Raw genomic sequence first — 17,901 nt, 5'->3', positions numbered from 1 at the left:
CAGGGTCTTTTCTTGCCGCAAGTGAACTGGCGTGACGCGGCACGAAAGGTAGGGATAAGGGGTGTGCTCAGCCGAGAAGGGTGATGCCGAGGGAGAAATCGGCGTGCTTGACGGAGTGGTTCATGAGGCCCAGTTCCAGCAGGCCGACGTTCTCCAGTGCACGCGCCATGGACAGTTCCCCGGTGTCCCAGGGGCGCAGCCCCAGGCTCTCGACGAACGCCGACACGCGTGCCTTCGCCTGTGCGTCGTCGCCGGCGATGAACACGTCCAGAGGGCGGTCCTCGGCCGGGCCGGCCGCCAAAACGTGGGAGAACACAGTGTTGAACGCCTTGACGACATGTGCGTCGTCGGGAGCCGCCTTGGCGATCTCCTGTGCGCCGGAACTGTCGTCGGGGACGACGAAGCCCTGCAGGTCGGGGGCTACGGGGTTGGTGATGTCGACGATGACCTTGCCGCGCAGCGCGTCCCCGTGCTCCCTCACCACCGCCGCCGCGCCGGCGTACGGCACTGCGAGGACAACGATGTCCCCAGCCGGGGCGGTGCCGGCCGTCCCGACCGTGGCGCCGCCGAGCGCAGCGGCCAATTCCTTGGCCTTGACCGGGTCGCGGCCGATGATCTCGACTGCGTTGCCCCCGGCGAGCGCCCGGGCGGCCAGGGCGCGGGCCACGTTCCCCAGGCCGATAATGCTGATGTTGCTCATGGAGTTCCTGCTTTCTGGAGCTGGATAGGACGCCATGCCCACACCATCGTTGTTAACGGTTGCGTCGTCGATGCCGTCGAATGACGCGATGGAGGCGTCTACGGATGCGCCCATTCTGGGAATGGGTCCTCCGATATCGAATTCTTGTGCCGAATTCGCTCGGACCATTAGGTACCTATTCAGCTTGCCATTTACCTGAGTGGGCGTCCAAGACCTCTTTCAGTGCTGGTGATACCTTGGAGGCATCACCAGTCTGGAGGCGCCATGGATCTGGACCTGCGCAAACTGCGTTACTTCGTCGCTGTGGCCGACCAGTTGCACTTCGGCCGCGCCGCCGATGAGCTGCACATCGCGCAGCCGGTGCTCAGCCGGCAGATCCGTGCGCTCGAGCAGGATCTCGGCGCCTCACTGTTCACCAGGGATCGCCACGGCGTGGAGCTGACAGATGCAGGCCGGCAACTGCTGGCCGACGCCGGTCCGCTGCTCGCCTCAACCCACGCGGTCCGCCGCCGGGTGTCCGCAGCCGCCGGCGGCAAGCGGCGGCTAATGGTCGGTTTCCGGGCCGGCGTTGCCGTCACCCCGGCGGCCCGTGCGTTCGAGGACCGGCACCCGGACGTGGTCGTGGACGTGCAGCGGATCGAGGGGGACGACCAGGCTGCGATGCTGCTCGAAGGCCGTATCGATGTCGGCTACGTGCGGCTGCCCATCGACGAGGCCGGCCTGCGCGTCACCCCGCTGTATACCGAGCCTCGGGTAGCGGTGCTGCCCGCCGGACACCGGTTTGCTGGCAAGGAGGAGGTCACCGAGGCCGACCTGGCCGGCGAACCGCTGGTCTGGCACGGCGACCCGAGCACGCAGCCCACCAAGCGCCCGCTCCCCAATGCCGGGTACCCGGTGCGCGGGGTGGACGAGACGCTCGAGCATGTCGCGGCCGGCCGGGGCATCTCCTTCCTGGCCCGTTCGGCGTCCGTGTTCTACTCGCATCCGGACGTCGTCTATGTGCCCATCCCGAGTCTGGCGCCCGACCAGGTGTGCCTCGCGGTGGCGGCGTCTCACACCTCGCCGGTAGTAGATGACTTCGTCACTGCGGCTCGGTCGACGGCCGAGATCACGGCAGAATGTGGGAACTACGAGATGTGGCAGCGTGGAGGCGACGTCGTCTCAAGGCGCGCTTGAGTAGTTCGACTGTCCCCGTTCATCAGGCGCTGGGGAGTGAAGTGGCCCGATGAAATGGTGCTGTTGCGGCTGACCTCAGACCTTGTTTCGTTCTTCGGCCGGCAGTTATCTGAGGGGCCCCGAAGCACCTGGGACCGACTGGAAGTGCGTGCTGCGGGCGCGGCTCGAGTCGGCTGATCGCCGTCGGTCCGCCGTTCGTAGTGTCGGGAGAACGTGATCGACTGGGACCTGATCGAGTCGCAGTTCCGGCACCTGATGCGGGTGGCCGTCTCGGTGCGCGAAGGGGCGATCTCCTCCTCCACGCTGCTGAAGCGGCTGCGGTCGGGCTCCAAGAAGAACGCCACGTACGCCGCGTTCCGCGAGGTCGGCCGCGTGATCCGCACCGTGCAGCTGCTGCGCTACCTCTCCGACGCGCCGCTACGGCGGCGGGTGACCGCGGCGACGAACAAGGTCGAGTCGTTCAACCGGTTCTCCCAGTGGGTCGGCTTCGGTAACCGCGGCGTCATCGCCGACAACGACCCGGTCGAGCAGGAGAAGGCGATGAAGTTCAACGCTCTGCTCACGAACGCGGTCATTTTTCACAACGCCCTGGACATCGCCGAGATCGTCCGCCAGCTGCTGGAGGAGGGCTGGACGATCGAGCCGGAGGACCTGGCGCACATCTCGCCGTACCTGACCGAGCACATCAACCGGTTCGGCGAGTACAGCACGCACGAGCTCGGCATCCAGCCCGAGGCGTACGACCCGAAGCTGGACGTGGACTTCGCCCCGCTGCGCGATGCGGACCCGGCCGCGGCCGGCTTCGGTCAGGCCGCCTGAAAGGCCGCGGCCGGGTCGGCATCATGCAGTCCATGGACGATTGTTCGAGGGTGTTTACGGCGGCGCGGCCGGTGACGGCAGCATCGTCCGCTGGCCGGTGTTGCCCCAGGATCGGCGTGCTGATTCAGGCTGAGTTCTTCGACTGCGACTCGCGGCCTTGTGTGCGCAGCTGCTCGTTGATGCGCCGGGCTTCTTCGAGCTGGTCTTCGAGGATGACGATGCGGCAGGCGGCTTCGATGGGGGTGCCCTGGTCGACGAGTTCGCGGGCGCGGGCGGCGATGCGCAGCTGGTAGCGGGAGTAGCGGCGGTGGCCGCCTTCGGAGCGCAGCGGGGTGATCAGGAGGTGTTCGCCGAGGGCGCGGAGGAAGGCGGGGGTGGTGCCGAGCATCTCGGCGGCCCGGCCCATGGTGTAGGCGGGGTAGTCGTCATCGTCGAGACTGTCGACGGGACGGGAACTGGCAGGGGGCATAGACCTCTTCTTTCAGGGACACGTCGGGGGGCCCGGGTGCCGTACGGCACCCGGGCCCCGAGCTTTCAACACCATCTACCGGCTTGCTGCGCCGGCCTTCTTTGTCCGCAGGTTCCGCCTGGGAGGGCGGGGCTGCGGGGATCGCGGATGCGTGACCGGGGACCACCTTCCAATCCGGGGCCTGCGGTACCCGGGCGGACTTCTTCCTCGCCCGGGCGATCCTGATGGCGTCTGCTCCTTTACCTTCGGCTACACGGCCGTACTGCTGGATAACGCGGGTACTGCTCGCAGCCCCGTGGGGCGTCCTGCTTGACCTGCATGCGTGGCAGTTCATCTCTGCCGCGCCCATCTCGACTTCCTGGGTACGCGAAAAAGATAACCCTGCGATGAGCCAATATCTACTGTGACCGCGACAGATTTTCTTCAGGTTCGATGCGCGTAGTTCTGCTGCAAACACACCTGCATGAGTGATGCCCCGGCACGAACCCACGAGGCGCGGACGAGGAAGCTGGCCATCCTCTACAAGCTGTGTGTGCTGGTCGCTGGCGGGATGCGCTGCGTCGGCGGGAGATCTGGGCGCCGGGGGCGAACCGGTGGCGTAACCCGGAGGACGATCTGCCGCCGGACTTCGAGGGCAATCGGGGGTCCGCCCGGGGCGGAGGCTGACTGGGCTGTTGCGGGGCACCGGGCGGGGTCAGGGGGGAGCGAGGGTGTCGAGCCGGGCGGCGAGGTCGGGGTGGGCGGCGGCCAGGTGGGGGCGGGCGGCGGCCAGGGGCGCGATGAGGTCGGCGGGGTCGTTGTGGGCGAGGGCCGCGTGGAGCTCATTGAGTGGGCGGCGGGCGGCGGGGGGAAGGTCGGTGAGGGCGGTGATCTGGCCGGCGAGGCGGCGCAGGTCGGCCGCATTGCGACGGGCCCAGGTGGCGGTGTTGCGGTCGGCGGCCCGGGCCTGGCGGGTGGCCGTTACGCGCTGTTCGCCGGTGGTCCCGGCCGGGCCGGGGCGGCCGCGCAGGTAGCGGCGCTCGGCGGCCTGGCGGCTGGCGACACCCAGGGGAGAGGCGAGGTCGGCCCAGCTGGCGCCCGCGTCCCGGGCCGTTTCGATCAGGCCGGTCTCCCATCCGGCGAGCCGCTCACGTACCTGCCGCAGCAGCATCAGCGAGGCGAGGGCCTGCTCCGGGGCCGGCCCGGCGCCGAGGGTGTCGGGGGTCTCGTGCTGGGCGTCGCGCAGGGCGTCGTCTATGGCTTCCAGGGCCGCCGCGGCGGCGAGGAACGACGCCGGGCTGTGGGCGTCGGCGTCGGTGGAGACCGGCTGGTCGGGTGCGGTCACGGGCACCTCCCTCAGGTTGTCATCATGTAGACGACATCGTGTTTGTCATCCATTGGATGACATGTTACAACGGTGTCAGTGAGGCGCATTGGCAGTAACTGCCTGAACCTGCTGGAGGTGTTTTCACGATGTTGATGCGCACTGACCCCTTCCGTGAGCTGGACCGGCTGGCGCAGCAGCTGATGGGCCCGGGCACCTGGTCGAAGCCGTCGGCGATGCCGATGGACGCCTACCGCGAGGGCGACCAGTACGTGGTGGCCTTCGACCTTCCCGGCGTTACCGCGGACGCGATCGACATCGACGTCGAGCGGAACATGCTCACCGTCAAGGCCGAGCGCCGGCCGGTCGCGAAGGCCGACGACGTGCAGATGGAACTCTCTGAGCGGCCGCTGGGCGTCTTCTCCCGCCAGATCGTGCTCGCTGACACCCTCGACACCGAGCACATCAAGGCCGACTACGACGCGGGCGTGCTCACCCTGCGCATCCCGATCGCCGAGCGCGCCAAGCCCCGCAAGATCTCCATCGGCGTCGGATCCGGCCACAAGGAGATCTCCGGCTGACACCGGCCGGACCGGTGCGGAGGACGCGGGCACCTGATCTCCCCCTCCATCCCGCCCTCCGCACCCCTACGGGCAACGAAGAGACAAGAAGGGGTGGCGGCCAAGATGACTCTGCGACGCGAAGCGTTCCTGGACCACGTCAAGGAACGCGGCGAGTACGGCACTCCGGAGGAAGCCGAGCGCGCGGCCCGCGTAGTGCTTGCCCTGCTCGGCGCCCACCTGGTCGGCGAAGTCCGCGCCCAGCTCGCAGCCCGCCTGCCGGAGGAATTCGCCCTGATCCTGCTCAACCCGCTGCAGAGCGCCGAACCGCTACCAACGGAGCGGTTCGTGCGGGCGACCGCGGCTTGGATCGAGGGCGCCACCGAGCAGACCGCGACCTGGGACGTCAGCGCCGTCCTGTCAACGGTCGCCGACACCGCCGGCGACGACCTGATGGGACAGATCCTGCTCCAGCTCCCCGCCGGCTACGACCTCCTCTTCGGCCGCCCCCAGCCCACCTGACCCCTACCTCGGTGCCCCACACCCGCACCGCTCCACGAAAGGCATGCACCGCAGTGATCACCGACGTACGCGTACCGTCTGAGCACCAGCACCAGCAGCCGTACTCGACGGCGTATGAGCAGATGCTGGAGAAGGTCCGCTACGAAGGCGCCTACCCCGCCCGCGAGAAAGCCGAGGAAGCCGTCCGCCTGGTTCTCGCGGGGCTGGGACGCCAGCTGACCGGCGACGAACGCGTCGACCTAGCCGCCTGCCTGCCCCTGGAAGCCGCACGTGTCCTGACCGCACAGATCCCCGACACCCAGCCGGTGACCGGCTGGGCCTTCGTCAAGGACCTCGCCGCCCGCTCCGGCGCCTCCCTGGCCACCACCCGCTGGGACACCGGCTCCGTCTTCGCGGCCGTCGCCGCCCACGCAGGCCCTGACCTCATCACCCGCATCCTCGATCAGCTCCCCACCGGCCACGCGCTGTTGTTCGGCTGCGCCGAACTCACCTCCGCCGCGTAAACGGCACCGGCACCCCGGGGCGGCAACAGGATCCCTCCGGCGGCCCTTGGCGAAGTCCCCGATCCGCGCGATCGGGGACTTCCGCCTTCGCTGTGCATGATGACCGTCTGGGGCGGTGTCTCTCATAAACGGTCCTTTGCCAGAGCAAGATCACTCGACGGCCGGGAAGTCTCTCCGGGCCCCGGATCGGTTCGCAGAACTCGTTCTCACTCAATAGCGGGACGGACCCCCTTCTGAGACTTGCATTGTGCGAAAATCGCGGCTCATGACGGACCCTCAAACCGCCCCCGTGTCCGATGTGGACGACATCGAGCGCCACCCGTGTCCGCGCTGCGGCGCCGAGGCCGGATCGCCGTGCCGTTCGCGCGGCGGCGCGGTCGCCGGCGCCTACCACACGGGCCGCTTCACCAAGGTGCCCCGGCTGGCGAAGCTGCTGCGGGTGCCCACCCCGGCCGACCGGGGCCCCGGGCAGCCATGGCGGCCCGGCACCCCGCCCCCGGCGCCGATCGACCCCGACACCCCGACCGCCGACATCCGGATCGGCTACGCGCGCTGCTCGACCCTCGGCCAGGAACTCGACTCCCAACTCGACGCGCTCGCCGCCAAGAACATCCCCCGGGACAAGATCTTCGCCGAGAAGATCAGCACCCGGGTGCGGGTCCGCCCCGCATTCGAGGCCGCGCTGAGCGCCGCCCGGGAGATCAAGGCCCACGCCCCGCACTGCCGGGTGATCCTCACGGTCTACGAGATGAAGCGGCTCGGCCGCGACGCCGCCGAACTCACCGCGCTCGCCGACCACCTGTCCGCCCACGGCCTCGTGCTGGAGATGCTCGCCGGACCGCTGGCGGGCATGTACGACCCCAGCGGGCACGGCAGGCTGCTGTTCGCGTTCTTCGCGGCGATGGCGGAGACCGAGCGGGAGAACATCCGGGAGTCAACCCTGGAAGGGCTCGACACCGCGGCCCGCAAGGGAAAGCACGGCGGCCGGCCGCCGGTCATCACCGAGGACATGCTGCACACCGTCCTGCGGCGCCGGGCACTCGGCGAGACGGTCGAGCAGATCCAGCCCGACCTGATCATTCCCACCGGCAAGCGCAAGGGACAGAACCCCTCCGTCGCCAGCATCTACCGGGCGCTCGCAGAGCACGCCAAACGCGAGGCATACCCCGAGGCCATCGAGCAGGCCCACGCCGACTTCGCCACCCTCCAAGCCGGCGGCGCGCTTCCCGAACCCCGCACCGGGGCCGGGGCGCAGACGGCAGGCTGACGACGACGGCCCCCGTCGCCGGGTTCACTCATCGAGCAAGATCATCCCATGGCCCCTTTTGGGCTCACCTCGGCGATACCCCTGTCCGTGATCCTGCTCGTTTCTGCGGCCAAGCTCGCACGGCACGACTGACCGCCGATGCCAGTCACTCGTCAGCGCCGTCCGCGTTGCCGCCCCGGCCGAATCGCTCGTGCCAGCGCAGGGCACCCAGGTTCTGCCACAGCACGCCGAGCTCGATCTGGGCCGGAGTGAGCCCGGTCGCCTCAACCAGCGCCTCCTCGCTCATACCGTCGGGGTGCTCGTCGATCGCCCGGTAGATCTTGCCCGCCCATAGCTCAGCGTCGACGAATGGCCGCTGCCGGTACTGATCTTGCAGCTCGCGCAGATGTTCGCGAGAGCAGGCGACGATCATCCGGCCGCCGTCGAGTTTCGGGTCGTGGGCGTGGACCACGGAGGAGTCCCGCACGACCGCATACAGCTCGGAGCCGTCGTCGATCATGGCCCCGCACCGGTCACACAGCTCAGGCTGGGCCTCGTCCGCGCCGACGGCGTCCGGCTCGCTGTCCGTCACCCTTCCTGTCTACCGCTCCACAGCGGCTACCGCGTCCTGACGCCGAAGTTCCGGCACCCGGCCCCCTCACAGAGCCGGGGTCCGGCGCGCTCGCGTTCATCCAGCAGGACGTCCGGCCGATGCGGCCAGCGCCGAGCCTCCTCCGCTGTCTGGTGCGGATGCCGCCACAGGCTGAACCTCCCAGAGAGCCACCCACTCGACCCTGCCACCACTGCGGACGGAAGAATCCCCCGCATGGAACAGGCAGTGCAGGTCACCGCTATCGTCGCCGCCGCCTTCGGCACTGCGGCCCTGTCCGCGGTCGCCGGATTCGGCGGCGGGGTGCTGCTGCTGCCGGTGTTCGTCGCGGTCCTGGGCACCCGCGACGCGGTCGCCGTCCTCACCGTCGCCCAACTGGCCAGCAACGGCAGCCGGGTGTGGTTCAACCGCCACGAGGTCGACCGGCGCCTCGTCGGCATCTTCGCCCTCGGCGCCGTCCCGGCCGCCGTCGCCGGCGCGCTGCTGTTCGCCACCGCACCCCTGCCCGCTCTCACCCGCCTCATCGGCGTGTTCCTGCTGGTCATGGTCGCCTGGCGGCGCTGGAAGCCGCACGCCGCCCGGCTGGACGACCGCGCCTTCGCCGCCGTCGGCGCCGCCTCCGGCTTCGGCTCCGCCCTGGTCGGCTCGGTCGGCCCGATGGTCGCCCCGTTCTTCCTCGCCCGCGGCCTGCTGAAAGGCGCCTACATCGGCACCGAGGCCGCTTCCGCCGTGGTGATGCACCTGACCAAACTGGTGGTCTTCGGCGCCGCAGCCGTACTGACCGCCTCCAACGCCGCCATCGGCCTGGCCCTCGCACCCGCCAGCACCGCAGGCGCCTGGGCCGGCAAGAAGATCGTCGACCGGCTCCCCGCCCACGTCTTCGTCATCGTGGTTGAGATCGGTCTGATCACCTCCGGTCTCCTACTGGCCATCACAGGCGGCTGATCGTCCACCCTCCCGCTTGCGAACCAAAGGAGCCGGAGAGCAACACCACTGTTGCAGGTACTGACCGTCGCCCTGGCCGCCTCACCAGGAAGAACGACATCTGCTCCCGCGTGAGGAGAGCACACCACAGTGGCGGGATAAGTGACTCGGTGGCCGGCGTTCTCCAGCCGGTCACCTCGGTCTGGGGTGTGGGGCTGTACTCGTGCCGTGGCCAGTCGTCGAAGACTTTCGTGTACGAGGCTGTGCAGGAGTACGCGCGGCAGGGCAGAGGGGTGACGGTTGTCTTCTGTGGCGACTGGGATCCCACGGGGAGATGTGTTCCTCGTTCCGTGGTCGGGCGTATGGAGCGTTACGGCAGCGGTGGAATCGACCTGGAGTTCCGGCAGATCGCCGTGACCGCGGACGATGTCCGCTCCGGCCAGTTCACCAGCCATGACGTCAACACCCGTGATGTCAACTACAGGCGCTACCGCGAGGAGTGCCAGGCCGAGGGAATCGATCCCCGTATCGCGGTCGAGGTCGAGGCCCTCACGCCCGGCCTGCTGCGGCAGCGGCTCGACGCGGCGATCGAGTCCCTGGTCGACGACGTCCGGGCGTGGAACATCGAGTCCCGCACCGAAGAGGCCGAGCGGGAGCTGTTGCGTTCCTTGCAAGGAGCGGTGAAGAAGATCCCACGAAGGGCCACGGGCGGGTCAGCCGCCGGCGGCGACGAGGACCAGTAGGCGGGCTTCCGGTCCCGGTCATGCCACGGGCCCCGGGGGCTGTCCTGACATCCCCGGGGCCCGGCTTGAGGGGCGTGCTGTTCAACGACGCCGCGCCCCGGGCGTCACGTCGCCGCCCAGTCGATGCCGAGTTCCCGTAGTGCGTCAAGCTGTTCCTGGGTGAGTTTGTCCCGCCTCGATTTGGTGTTCGAGGCCCACACCCCCACAACGTGACGATGAAGCAGCTGGCGCGCTACTGCAACCGCAGCGCGGGCAGTTCGCGAACCGTCGGCCTATGCGGCGGTGGATAACGCCGAGGGACTGGCGGCTGGCTGCCGTCCCGTGGGGGCTGCGAGCTGCCAGCCGTGCGGGTCGACGTCGGTGTCGGTGGCGGCGGCCAGGTTGGCGGTGACGATCAGATCGGTTCCGGCGAGCTCGGGGCGTGTCAGGCCGGTGGCGTTCATGAGGCCGAGGGTCGATACCCCGACTGTGATCTGGCCCTGGCACCAGGCCGGGATGGAGAGGTGTGCCGTGCTGTGGCCGGCCCGGACCACGCGGGCGTAGGTGCGCTGGTAGTCGGTCGTTGTCATGTGTTCCCTCGGTCGTCGTGCCCGTTCACCTTCCGCCGTGTGCGGCCGGTCGTCAACGCGTTTGGGTATCGCCGTCCGGCCGGTGGCCTTGGTCCGGCCCGGGCGGCGATACCCAAACACGCCGAGGGTCCGCGTCGGCAGCGGACGCGGACCCTCGGCGCACAAGGTCATGGCCCGGAGGGTCCTGCCTCGTCGTAGAGATCACCACGGCGGCCCGCGACCACTGGTAGGAGGAGGCGCCCGGGAAGCGGGACAAGCCCGGTGTGACGCGCCCATCGGAAGGCGGCGATGGGCACCCGGAGACGTCCAGCGGCCTGGCTTTCGTCGTACTCGGTGCGTCGTGCCATGGGATCTTCCTCTCTCGTGGTCCGCCCGGAGCGGGCGAACAAGACCGTGACAGAACACCTGAAAGTCTGTCAAAAACCTTTAAATTTAGGCAAGTTGGACGCATGCGCTTAGATCCACGCCCGCGTACGCGAGGGAGAAATTCACCCAGCGGCGTCAACTCGACAGCGGGTAGCGTCCCGGGCCATGTACATCGATGTGAACGCCGATGAGGCGTGGGAGCGGCTGCGGGCCAGCCGCTGGAAGCCACCGGGCAGGGCTGACGGAACGGCCTCCCGCCGCAAGACCTACGCGGCGGCCCTGGAGCAGACCGAGCAGATGTTCCGCGCCGCCGCCGTCGTGGGTCCCGCCACGCGCCCGCTCCAGGTCTTCTACGGCCTGAGCCAAGCCGGCCGTGCCATCGCGGCCGCCGCGGTGACCCTCAAGGGCGAGGAATGGCGGCTCGTCACCCACGGGATCAAGGCATCCGGGTTCGACAAGCCCTTCCCCGACATCGAGATCCGCACCGACCCGCCCGGCACCCACGGCAGCTTCGTCCGGGTCAGCGAAGTCCTCGGCTCCCCGGTGTGGGAGAAGGACGCAGTGCGCCTGGAAGACGTGTGGGACCTGCTGCCCCTGAACCTCGGCTATCCGCTTACCGGGCGAGAGCGGCCCACCCCGCTCTTCGCCGCCGCGAGCGCCATCCACGAGCAGGACCATCCCCTGCTGAGCATCCCCGTGTGCGACATCCCGGACCGGGTCATCGACGACGGCAGTCGCCAGGCGCTCGCTGACTTCCTCACCGCCTACCCCGCCGTCGCCCGGCACGAGAGCTACGTGACCACGCGCGCCTTCAACCTTGGTGCCGCGGCGACACCCGAGTACACCCGCTACGACCACGGTGGCGGCGAACTGGTGGTCAACTGGGAGATGCCCCAGGGATCGGCAACCGCAGCCGGACGCCTTGAGTACCTGCTGACCATGACCCGCCCCTACGCGGGCCAGCGGTACTTCCTTCCCGTCCTCGCCCCGATGCCCCGCGAACTGCACCCGCTGATGGCCTGGTGGGCGGTCCTGTACACCCTGTCGATGCTCGCCCGCTACGAACCCGCGAGCTGGGTGACCAACATCAGCGTCGACAACAGCCAGCACGCCGTCTCGATCGAACGGCTCCTGGAGCGTGCCCTCAGCCACCTGCCCGTCCTGATCGCGGACACCATCACCGAGGTGAGCACCTGACCAGCGGTAGCACAGTGTGGAGGCCACGGCGGTCGGGTTGCCCGGGGCCTCCACACATCTCCTCCAAGCGGGCCTGCCGCCGTCCCCGCTCTGGGAGACTGAGGGCCACCATTTCAGCGGCGAGGGGCGAGAACATGGCGGCGAAGATGGATCCGGCGCAGTTGGTGCGTCAGGCCCGGGACCTGATCGAAGAGTTCAACCGCGTGGTGCTGGACGACGCGAAGGAGCTGTCCGCGCCCGCGCTGTCGGAGTCCACCCAGGCGCTGAAGTCGTTGGTCGAGCGGCTCCCGCAGGCGTTCGAGCAGACCGCCGACGTCCTGGAGCTCCTGGCCAAGAGCGACAAGGTCACGGTGGAACAGGGCGACGTGAAGACCGAGGTAGCCACGACCGCCGCGGAACTGCGGACGGTCGCGGCCGACAGCGAGCAGCTGGGCAAGAGCCTCGCCAACCCGGCGTCGGCCCTGTTCCTCATGGGCGGCCGCTGACCATGACCAACCTGCCCTCGCCCGAAGCGGTCGAAGCCGCCCGCACGCCCGCCGGCGGCTGGAAGCGAGACCAGCTCGCCGCCTGGGGCGTGCCGTGGCCCCCGCCGAAGGGCTGGAAGGACGAGCTGGCCGAACGCTGGAAGGCCGCCAGCCAAGACGGCGCACCGCCGCCTTCGCCCACCCCGGCCCCGGCCGACTTCGCACAGGACACGCTCGACTTCGGCTGACCCGACGACAGCGGGGCCGGACAGGATCACCCTGCCCGGCCCCGCTGCTCGTTCCCGGGTATTCACCGGCTGAGGCGGATCCGCGGCCCCCACGCGAACTCGAGGTCGTCCAGGAACACGGTCTCCAGCTCCTCCTCCCACCGGCCACGCAGGAGGAACGGCGCGGTCTCCATCCGCTCCAGGATGACCAGGGTCTCAGGCTGACCGACCAGCGCGTACCGGCCGTGCGAGGCGGGCCTGCTGCTCGGCCCGTACGCACGCAGCAGCTCCTCCAGGCGGTCGCGGTGCTCCTCCACGAACGCCTCCAGGCGCTCGATGTACCCCGCGCGTTCCTCGTCGCCCACCGCGCTCAGCGCGGCATCCAGGAAGTCCGACCCGTCCGGCCAGTGGCGCGTCCCCGGCGCGGCCGCGGCCCACGGGAAGCGTTCCGCCGCCGCCAAGACGTCCTTCGCCTCCAGCGGCGGCACCGGGTCGGGGGCCGGGGCGGGATCATCCGCCGTCGTCTCCTCCGGGGCGGGGGAGACCGGTGGCTGTTGAAGGTGGGCGACCAACATGGCGCTGGAGGCGGCGCGCCCGCGCTCGATGGTGGCGGTGCGGTCGGCGATCCGCCGCAGGTAGCTCGCGACGTCGCGAACCCCGGCGTGCCAGCCGTCCTCGAACCGCGGCTCGGACCCGTGCGGGGCGCTGCTCTCGGAGATCCAGGTGTGGGCGCCGGCCACCGCCCCGGCCTCCAGCTGCGCCACGATGTCGTCGGCCTGCTCGTGTCCGATCCCGACGGCGGCCAGGGCCTGGAAGACCGTGAACCGTGCGCTCGTGGCCTCGTGCTGGTGGTGGCTGATGGCGGCCAGCTCCTGGCCGTACCCGTCGGCGTCGTGCTGCTCAGCGCTCACGGGGTGCCTCCCTTGTCTGCTCGGGTGCGGTGGGCGACCCAGTCCGGATCGCGTACGGGCACCGGCACCGTGGTGTCGGCGGCGGGGGTGCGCATGATGCGCCAGCTGGTGCGCGGCGCGGTGACGACGTGGACCAGGACGACGACGGCCTGCCGCACGACGCCGCCCCGGACCCACGCCCCGGCGAAGCGGACCTGATCGGCCGCCCAGTCACCCGCCTGCCGCCACGGGCGCAGCCGTCCGAGCAGATAGCCGGCCGCGAGCGCGGCAGCCGCGGTGACGACGACGCCCACCATCAGGACCACCTCATCCCGACCTTGGACAGCTGCTCCACCCGCTCCGGCGACAGCCCGGCGGCCCGGCTCCGCTGGTTGTTCACCCACGCCCCCAGCCGGAACTGGTCCTCCCGGCCGCCCTCACAGAGCACGGTCTCCACGTGCTTGCGGGAGACCGTGAGGTGGCCCTCGCGTTCGAAGAACTGCCGGGCGGCACCGAGGTGGGCGTTCCACTTGTCGGCCTGCGTACGGGGCCGCTGCGGCTTCTCCTCTTCGGGCATGGGTGTGATCCCGAGGACCTGCTCGCACATCCACTGCTGCACGGTCGTGAGCTCGTCCCAGCCGTACCGCACGGACTGCACCCAACGCCCCAGGTCCTCGCCCTGGCGTACGACGTCGCCCGCCTCGGTGGGCAGCGCCTGGCCCGCGTCCAGGTGCATCCTCACCAGGTGGAAGGCACGCTGCCAGGTCACCGGCCACGACGGGCACCAGGAGGCGTCGATCTCCTCCAGCTGCTCGCGCCGCTCGTCCGACAGCGCCCCGGCCGACGACTGAACCGGCAGCCCCTCGGCACGCCGCCGCTCGTTCTCCGTGGCCTTCCTCGCGGCGGCCCGCGCGTTCTTGAGCCAGATGCCCACCGCCGCGCCCTGGAAGGTGGCGTCCAGCGGCGCCAGGAGGTGCCCGTTCTCGGCAGCCCACCCGCGCGCGGCCGTGAGGCCCTCCTCCCAGGCGACGTCGAAGTGCGACCAGATCATGCCGAGCTTCTCCAGCTGGGCGACGCGGTCCTCGTCCATCTCGCCGCGGGCGTAGAACCGGCGCGCGTCGGCGGTCCACTGCCCCAGCGGGAACCCGGCGAGCGAGGCCGGCCACCCCTCGCCTTCCGTCTCCTGGCCGTCGACGGCGGCGGGCACGCGGAACGTGAACGGCACCCGCAGGTCGCCGTGCTCGCGGGCGTAGATCACGGCGGCCTCCACGCCGCGCCGCCAGTGCTCGTGCTCCGGGTTGACGACACGCAGGTTGATGAACGCCGCGAGGGTGGCCGGGTCACGCGGCGTGGAGAACTTCAGCAGGGCCTTGGCGGGGGCGCTGACGCCCCCTGAGCCCTCCCCGCTCCCGCCCGTGCCCTTCCCGCTCTCGTCCTTCCTGACGGGCTTGTAGCGGCTCGGGGCCTGCTGCTCCGCAAGGGGCTCCACGATCCTGGCGTCGTGCGCCCGCAGCGCCTCCACCAGCTTGGCCAGCCCGCCGAACGCCCGGCTCGTGAGCATGTTGTCGGCCGTCTCGCCGGGCCCGAGCAGCACCGGGACGACCAGGCTGGCGAGCTTGCCCTCGCCCGGCTGCATCCGCAGCGCCCGCCCCACGGCCTGGACGAGGTCGGGCATCGAGCCGCGCACGTCCGCCCAGTACACGGAGTCGCAGTTCTTGGTGTCGACCCCCTCGCCCAGAACCTTCACCGAGCACAGGAAGCACTTCTCCACCACGGTGCCGTCCGTGGCGACCCCGGACGCGAACTCACCGAGCAGCCGGCGGCGGTGGAGTGCCTTGTGGTCGCCGTAGACCCAGTCCGCCCAGATCGTCTTCGGGTACAGCACGGGGTCGCTGGCGTGGAGCTGTGCGGCGACGTCCGGAAGGCCGGCCGCGAAGGCTTCGGCTTCCTTGACGACGTGGTGGAAGACGAGCGTGCGGCGGAAGTTCTCCTCCGCGGACGCCTTCACCAGGGCGGTCTGCAACGCGGCGAGCCGGGCCCCGCGGACCTCTGCGGAGCGGCCCTCGGCGCCCAGAAGCTGCGCGGCCTGGAGCGCGGTGTCAGTGATGTCCACGCATACGACCTGGTAGGGAGCACAGATTCCCCGGTCGATGGCCTCCGAGAGGGTCAGGGTGAAGCAGCGGCTGCCGAAGGGGCCCTCGGGGTCGTCCTCCATGCTCGCCACCAGCTCGCCCGGGGCGCCGGCCTCGTCCTCGTCCCCGAGCTGCCACAGCCGGGGCGTGGCCGTCATGTACAGGCGGCGCAAGGACGGGATCTTCAGGTTGTCGTGGACGACCGCCCACGGCTTCCCGATCCGGCCCGAAACCCGGTGGGCCTCGTCCACGACGATCAGGTCCCAGCCCGGAAGGCCGGCCTTGTGGGCGCGCTCCAGCGTGCCCAGCCCGAGCGAGGCGTACGTGGCGAACACCGTGACCTTGTCCAACGGCCTTACCCAGTGGACCAGTTCGTCCACGTCCGTGGTGTTGGGGAAGGAGGCTTCCTCACCCCGCAGGGACGAGACACCGATCATCGGGCCCCGGCGCCCGGCCTCCCGCCACGCCGACTCGGTCTGGACGAGCAGATCCAGCGAGGGCACGAGCACCAGCACACGGCCCGCGTGGAGCTCCTCAGAGCTACGCGCCGCGACCCGGGTCTTCCCCGATCCGGTCGCCATGATCACCTGAGTCCGGAGACCTCGCTCCGGCACAAGAGATCTTGCAGGCAATTCCAGAGCTCGCAGAACAGCGTCAATAGCCTCCCGCTGCGCCGCATCGCGCTGATTAGCGGTCATTTCCGCCGTCCTTATCCCTCGTGTCGTACAGCCAGCTGTCATGGAGCCTTTCGAGCGCGCTGTCGTCCTGGCCCTCCTGCGCCCACATTCCTCCGAGCCAGAGCGGATCGCTGTCGATCCGCTCGCACAGCACGAAGCAGCCCGGCATGTCGATCAGCATGACCTCGCCCGCGAACATGCCGCCGGGCCCGTAGCGCTGCCACAGCCGCTCCAGCCGCGCCCGCCGCTCGTGCAGGTACGTCTCCAGGGTCTGCGGGTAGGCGTCCCGCTCCGCCATGCGCACGGTCCGCAGGACGATGCCCAGGACCTCCCGGGTCCATTCCTCGTCCCACTGTTCGGAGCTGGTGCCGGTCACAGCCGCATAGTGCTGTCCGCAGATGTCCAGGACCCGCTCGACAAGTTCCGTCGGTGCCTCGCCCCCCTCTGCTTTACGAGAAGGCCGGCCCTCGGTCACCAGCGGCGGAACGGCCTGGAGATTGGTGCGGAAGGCCGCTTTCAGGTTCAGGCCGTAGTGGTCCAGGTAGGCCAGGAAGAACAGGGCCAAGGCGCGGCCGGGGTCGCTGGCGTGCTCGATGTAGGGCTGCTCGCTGGTCCAGCCGAACGTGGCCTGGTGGGGCCGGGGATGTACGCCGGGGGTGTGCGGGTCGGGGAAGGTGACGGCGCGGGTGAAGAAGTCGTCCAGGCGGCGGACCAGGTCCGCGTCCGGGTCTTCCAGCTCACGGCCGCGCACGGTGGCGGTGGCGTTCTCCAGGATCGTGGTCAGGTACCGCCGGCGGGCTTCCTCCCGCTGCCGGAGCTCGCTGTCCGGGCTCTCCTCCACCACCTCCACCACGCGGTACAGGCCCTGGTCCCCGTACACCCCGCCCGGCTTCTCATGAGCCTTACGCACCTTGGCGACAGCCTCCTCAACCGACAGGCCGTAGGCGTAGTGCGTCAGCGTGGACGCGCCCGGGTGCCCCGGATCGGTGCGCTGCGCCACGATCCGGTAGCGGATCTGAGCAGGGGCCGGCCCCGCCGTACCGCTCTCGCGCTCCTGACGCTCTTGCCGTGCCTGGCGCCAGCGGTGCACCTCCGGGTCACTCCCGGGGGAGTAGGCATCCCACCCCGTACGGGCCATCAGGTTCCAGATGCGCAGCAGCTCGTTCCGCCGTACCGCTGCAAGCCGGTCTTCCGTGCTGAACGGACGCGGCTTGTCCTCGTGATTCTCCAGTCCACCCGCAGCCACATACAGTTCGTGGATTTGCTGCGCCGTCAATCCGGTAACCTCGCGGTGGATTTCCTCGCGCGCTTTGAAACGCGTTTCGAAGTCCAACGAATTCGAATTCATTGCGTCTTCCTCGCTTTCCGGCGGGGCCGGTGCGACTCCATCGGTGCCGCTGTGTGAGTCCAGAGTCTATCTCGTGCTTCAAAGTGAAGCACCCAGAACGGCAAAGGTCCCCCGAACGTGGCTTGATCCTGTTACTGTTGCCCTATGGTCACCCCGGAAAGCCACCCTGATGGTGGGTCACCAGCCGTTCAACCTCCCTGCTCACTGACCATCTGTCACTCCTTCGGCCGTGCCCCCGTTTCGGCCCGCACCCTGTTCCCCGACCTCCCCCTCCCCTCCCTGCTGCCGCTTTTCCTCACGTTCACCCTTCACGGTCTGGAGGTTGGGGGCCGGAGCGCAGCGGAGGCCCCGTGCCGGACGCGAGCCCGGATCGGCCGCTTTGCGGCCGTGGCCTGCGGAGCGCAGCGGAGCGGGCCCAACCTGCTGGCGAAGCCAGCAGGTTGACGCCGGGTCACG

General features: G+C 69.7%; 20 protein-coding genes. 11 read left to right on the top strand and 9 right to left on the bottom strand.

Features of this window, described 5'->3' with window-relative positions; all coding sequences use genetic code 11:
- Positions 1 to 67: 67 nt before the first annotated feature.
- Positions 68 to 700: an NADPH-dependent F420 reductase gene (locus ACFY2B_RS36635; RefSeq protein ID WP_390767365.1), complete on the bottom strand. Its 633-nt coding sequence runs from the start codon at positions 698 to 700 to the stop codon at positions 68 to 70.
- 264 nt (positions 701 to 964) lie between these two features.
- Between ACFY2B_RS36635 and ACFY2B_RS36630 the strand changes: the two genes are divergently transcribed.
- Positions 965 to 1,876, top strand: a complete 912-nt coding sequence (locus ACFY2B_RS36630; RefSeq protein ID WP_390767364.1) for a LysR family transcriptional regulator — start codon at positions 965 to 967, stop codon at positions 1,874 to 1,876.
- Positions 1,877 to 2,089: 213 nt separating this feature from the next.
- Positions 2,090 to 2,695, top strand: a complete 606-nt coding sequence (locus tag ACFY2B_RS36625; protein ID WP_390767363.1) for a Tn3 family transposase — start codon at positions 2,090 to 2,092, stop codon at positions 2,693 to 2,695.
- 124 nt (positions 2,696 to 2,819) lie between these two features.
- On the opposite strand, the gene ACFY2B_RS36620 is transcribed toward ACFY2B_RS36625, so the two are convergent.
- Together ACFY2B_RS36620 and ACFY2B_RS36615 are read right to left on the bottom strand one after the other, a co-directional pair.
- On the bottom strand, positions 2,820 to 3,164 hold the full coding sequence (locus ACFY2B_RS36620) for a helix-turn-helix domain-containing protein (protein ID WP_319367140.1): 345 nt from the start codon (positions 3,162 to 3,164) through the stop codon (positions 2,820 to 2,822).
- Between the two features lie 694 nt (positions 3,165 to 3,858).
- Positions 3,859 to 4,488 (bottom strand): type III effector protein, encoded by a 630-nt coding sequence (locus ACFY2B_RS36615; protein ID WP_390767362.1) that lies wholly within the window; start codon positions 4,486 to 4,488, stop codon positions 3,859 to 3,861.
- Between the two features lie 128 nt (positions 4,489 to 4,616).
- On the opposite strand from ACFY2B_RS36615, the gene ACFY2B_RS36610 reads away from it, so the two are divergent.
- From ACFY2B_RS36610 to ACFY2B_RS36595, 4 genes are all read left to right on the top strand, one after another.
- Positions 4,617 to 5,048, top strand: coding sequence for an Hsp20/alpha crystallin family protein (locus tag ACFY2B_RS36610; protein ID WP_319367142.1), 432 nt, complete (start codon positions 4,617 to 4,619; stop codon positions 5,046 to 5,048).
- 105 nt (positions 5,049 to 5,153) lie between these two features.
- On the top strand, positions 5,154 to 5,549 hold the full coding sequence (locus ACFY2B_RS36605) for a DUF2267 domain-containing protein (protein ID WP_319367143.1): 396 nt from the start codon (positions 5,154 to 5,156) through the stop codon (positions 5,547 to 5,549).
- Positions 5,550 to 5,602: 53 nt separating this feature from the next.
- Positions 5,603 to 6,052 carry a DUF2267 domain-containing protein gene (locus ACFY2B_RS36600; protein ID WP_390767361.1) on the top strand — a complete coding sequence of 150 codons (450 nt, stop codon included), beginning with the start codon at positions 5,603 to 5,605 and terminating at the stop codon, positions 6,050 to 6,052.
- 265 nt (positions 6,053 to 6,317) lie between these two features.
- Positions 6,318 to 7,319 carry a recombinase family protein gene (locus ACFY2B_RS36595; RefSeq protein WP_319367145.1) on the top strand — a complete coding sequence of 334 codons (1,002 nt, stop codon included), beginning with the start codon at positions 6,318 to 6,320 and terminating at the stop codon, positions 7,317 to 7,319.
- A 145-nt stretch (positions 7,320 to 7,464) separates the two neighbouring features.
- Here the strand turns inward: ACFY2B_RS36595 and ACFY2B_RS36590 are convergent, their stop codons facing one another.
- Positions 7,465 to 7,890 carry a hypothetical protein gene (locus ACFY2B_RS36590; RefSeq protein ID WP_390767360.1) on the bottom strand — a complete coding sequence of 142 codons (426 nt, stop codon included), beginning with the start codon at positions 7,888 to 7,890 and terminating at the stop codon, positions 7,465 to 7,467.
- A gap of 234 nt (positions 7,891 to 8,124) precedes the next feature.
- Here ACFY2B_RS36590 and ACFY2B_RS36585 point away from each other — a divergent pair, with 234 nt between their 5' ends.
- Positions 8,125 to 8,853, top strand: coding sequence for a sulfite exporter TauE/SafE family protein (locus ACFY2B_RS36585; RefSeq protein ID WP_390767359.1), 729 nt, complete (start codon positions 8,125 to 8,127; stop codon positions 8,851 to 8,853).
- Positions 8,854 to 9,182: 329 nt separating this feature from the next.
- Positions 9,183 to 9,575: a hypothetical protein gene (locus ACFY2B_RS36580; RefSeq protein WP_390767358.1), complete on the top strand. Its 393-nt coding sequence runs from the start codon at positions 9,183 to 9,185 to the stop codon at positions 9,573 to 9,575.
- Between the two features lie 272 nt (positions 9,576 to 9,847).
- Here the strand turns inward: ACFY2B_RS36580 and ACFY2B_RS36575 are convergent, their stop codons facing one another.
- On the bottom strand, positions 9,848 to 10,144 hold the full coding sequence (locus tag ACFY2B_RS36575) for a hypothetical protein (protein WP_390767357.1): 297 nt from the start codon (positions 10,142 to 10,144) through the stop codon (positions 9,848 to 9,850).
- 531 nt (positions 10,145 to 10,675) lie between these two features.
- Here ACFY2B_RS36575 and ACFY2B_RS36570 point away from each other — a divergent pair.
- The 3 genes from ACFY2B_RS36570 to ACFY2B_RS36560 all read left to right on the top strand — a co-directional run bounded on the left by ACFY2B_RS36570 (position 10,676) and on the right by ACFY2B_RS36560 (position 12,419).
- Positions 10,676 to 11,707, top strand: a complete 1,032-nt coding sequence (locus ACFY2B_RS36570) for a YaaC family protein (RefSeq protein ID WP_390767356.1) — start codon at positions 10,676 to 10,678, stop codon at positions 11,705 to 11,707.
- Between the two features lie 134 nt (positions 11,708 to 11,841).
- Positions 11,842 to 12,192 (top strand): hypothetical protein, encoded by a 351-nt coding sequence (locus tag ACFY2B_RS36565; RefSeq protein ID WP_390767355.1) that lies wholly within the window; start codon positions 11,842 to 11,844, stop codon positions 12,190 to 12,192.
- Positions 12,193 to 12,194: 2 nt separating this feature from the next.
- A complete protein-coding gene (locus tag ACFY2B_RS36560) occupies positions 12,195 to 12,419 on the top strand; it encodes a hypothetical protein (protein ID WP_390767354.1) in 225 nt (74 codons plus the stop codon).
- A gap of 62 nt (positions 12,420 to 12,481) precedes the next feature.
- Here ACFY2B_RS36560 and ACFY2B_RS36555 read toward each other — a convergent pair whose 3' ends face one another.
- Genes ACFY2B_RS36555 through ACFY2B_RS36540 form a run of 4 tightly spaced genes read right to left on the bottom strand, consistent with a single transcriptional unit; the run spans position 12,482 to position 17,373 of the window.
- Positions 12,482 to 13,309 (bottom strand): hypothetical protein, encoded by an 828-nt coding sequence (locus ACFY2B_RS36555; RefSeq protein WP_390767353.1) that lies wholly within the window; start codon positions 13,307 to 13,309, stop codon positions 12,482 to 12,484.
- Positions 13,306 to 13,605: a hypothetical protein gene (locus tag ACFY2B_RS36550; RefSeq protein WP_390767352.1), complete on the bottom strand. Its 300-nt coding sequence runs from the start codon at positions 13,603 to 13,605 to the stop codon at positions 13,306 to 13,308. The genes ACFY2B_RS36555 and ACFY2B_RS36550 overlap by 4 nt, the downstream gene beginning before the upstream one ends.
- Complete coding sequence (locus ACFY2B_RS36545; protein WP_390767351.1) at positions 13,605 to 16,118, bottom strand: Helicase associated domain protein; 2,514 nt, start codon at positions 16,116 to 16,118, stop codon at positions 13,605 to 13,607. The genes ACFY2B_RS36550 and ACFY2B_RS36545 overlap by 1 nt, the downstream gene beginning before the upstream one ends.
- Positions 16,108 to 17,373, bottom strand: coding sequence for a hypothetical protein (locus ACFY2B_RS36540; protein ID WP_390767350.1), 1,266 nt, complete (start codon positions 17,371 to 17,373; stop codon positions 16,108 to 16,110). Before ACFY2B_RS36540 ends, ACFY2B_RS36545 begins: the two co-directional genes overlap by 11 nt.
- Between the last annotated feature and the right edge of the window lie 528 nt (positions 17,374 to 17,901).

This window comes from Streptomyces sp. NPDC001270 (genome assembly GCF_042896695.1).
Lineage (GTDB): Bacteria > Actinomycetota > Actinomycetes > Streptomycetales > Streptomycetaceae > Streptomyces.
The sequence above is the reverse complement of the archived record's forward strand: the minus strand, read 5'-3'. Positions and strand labels throughout refer to the sequence as shown.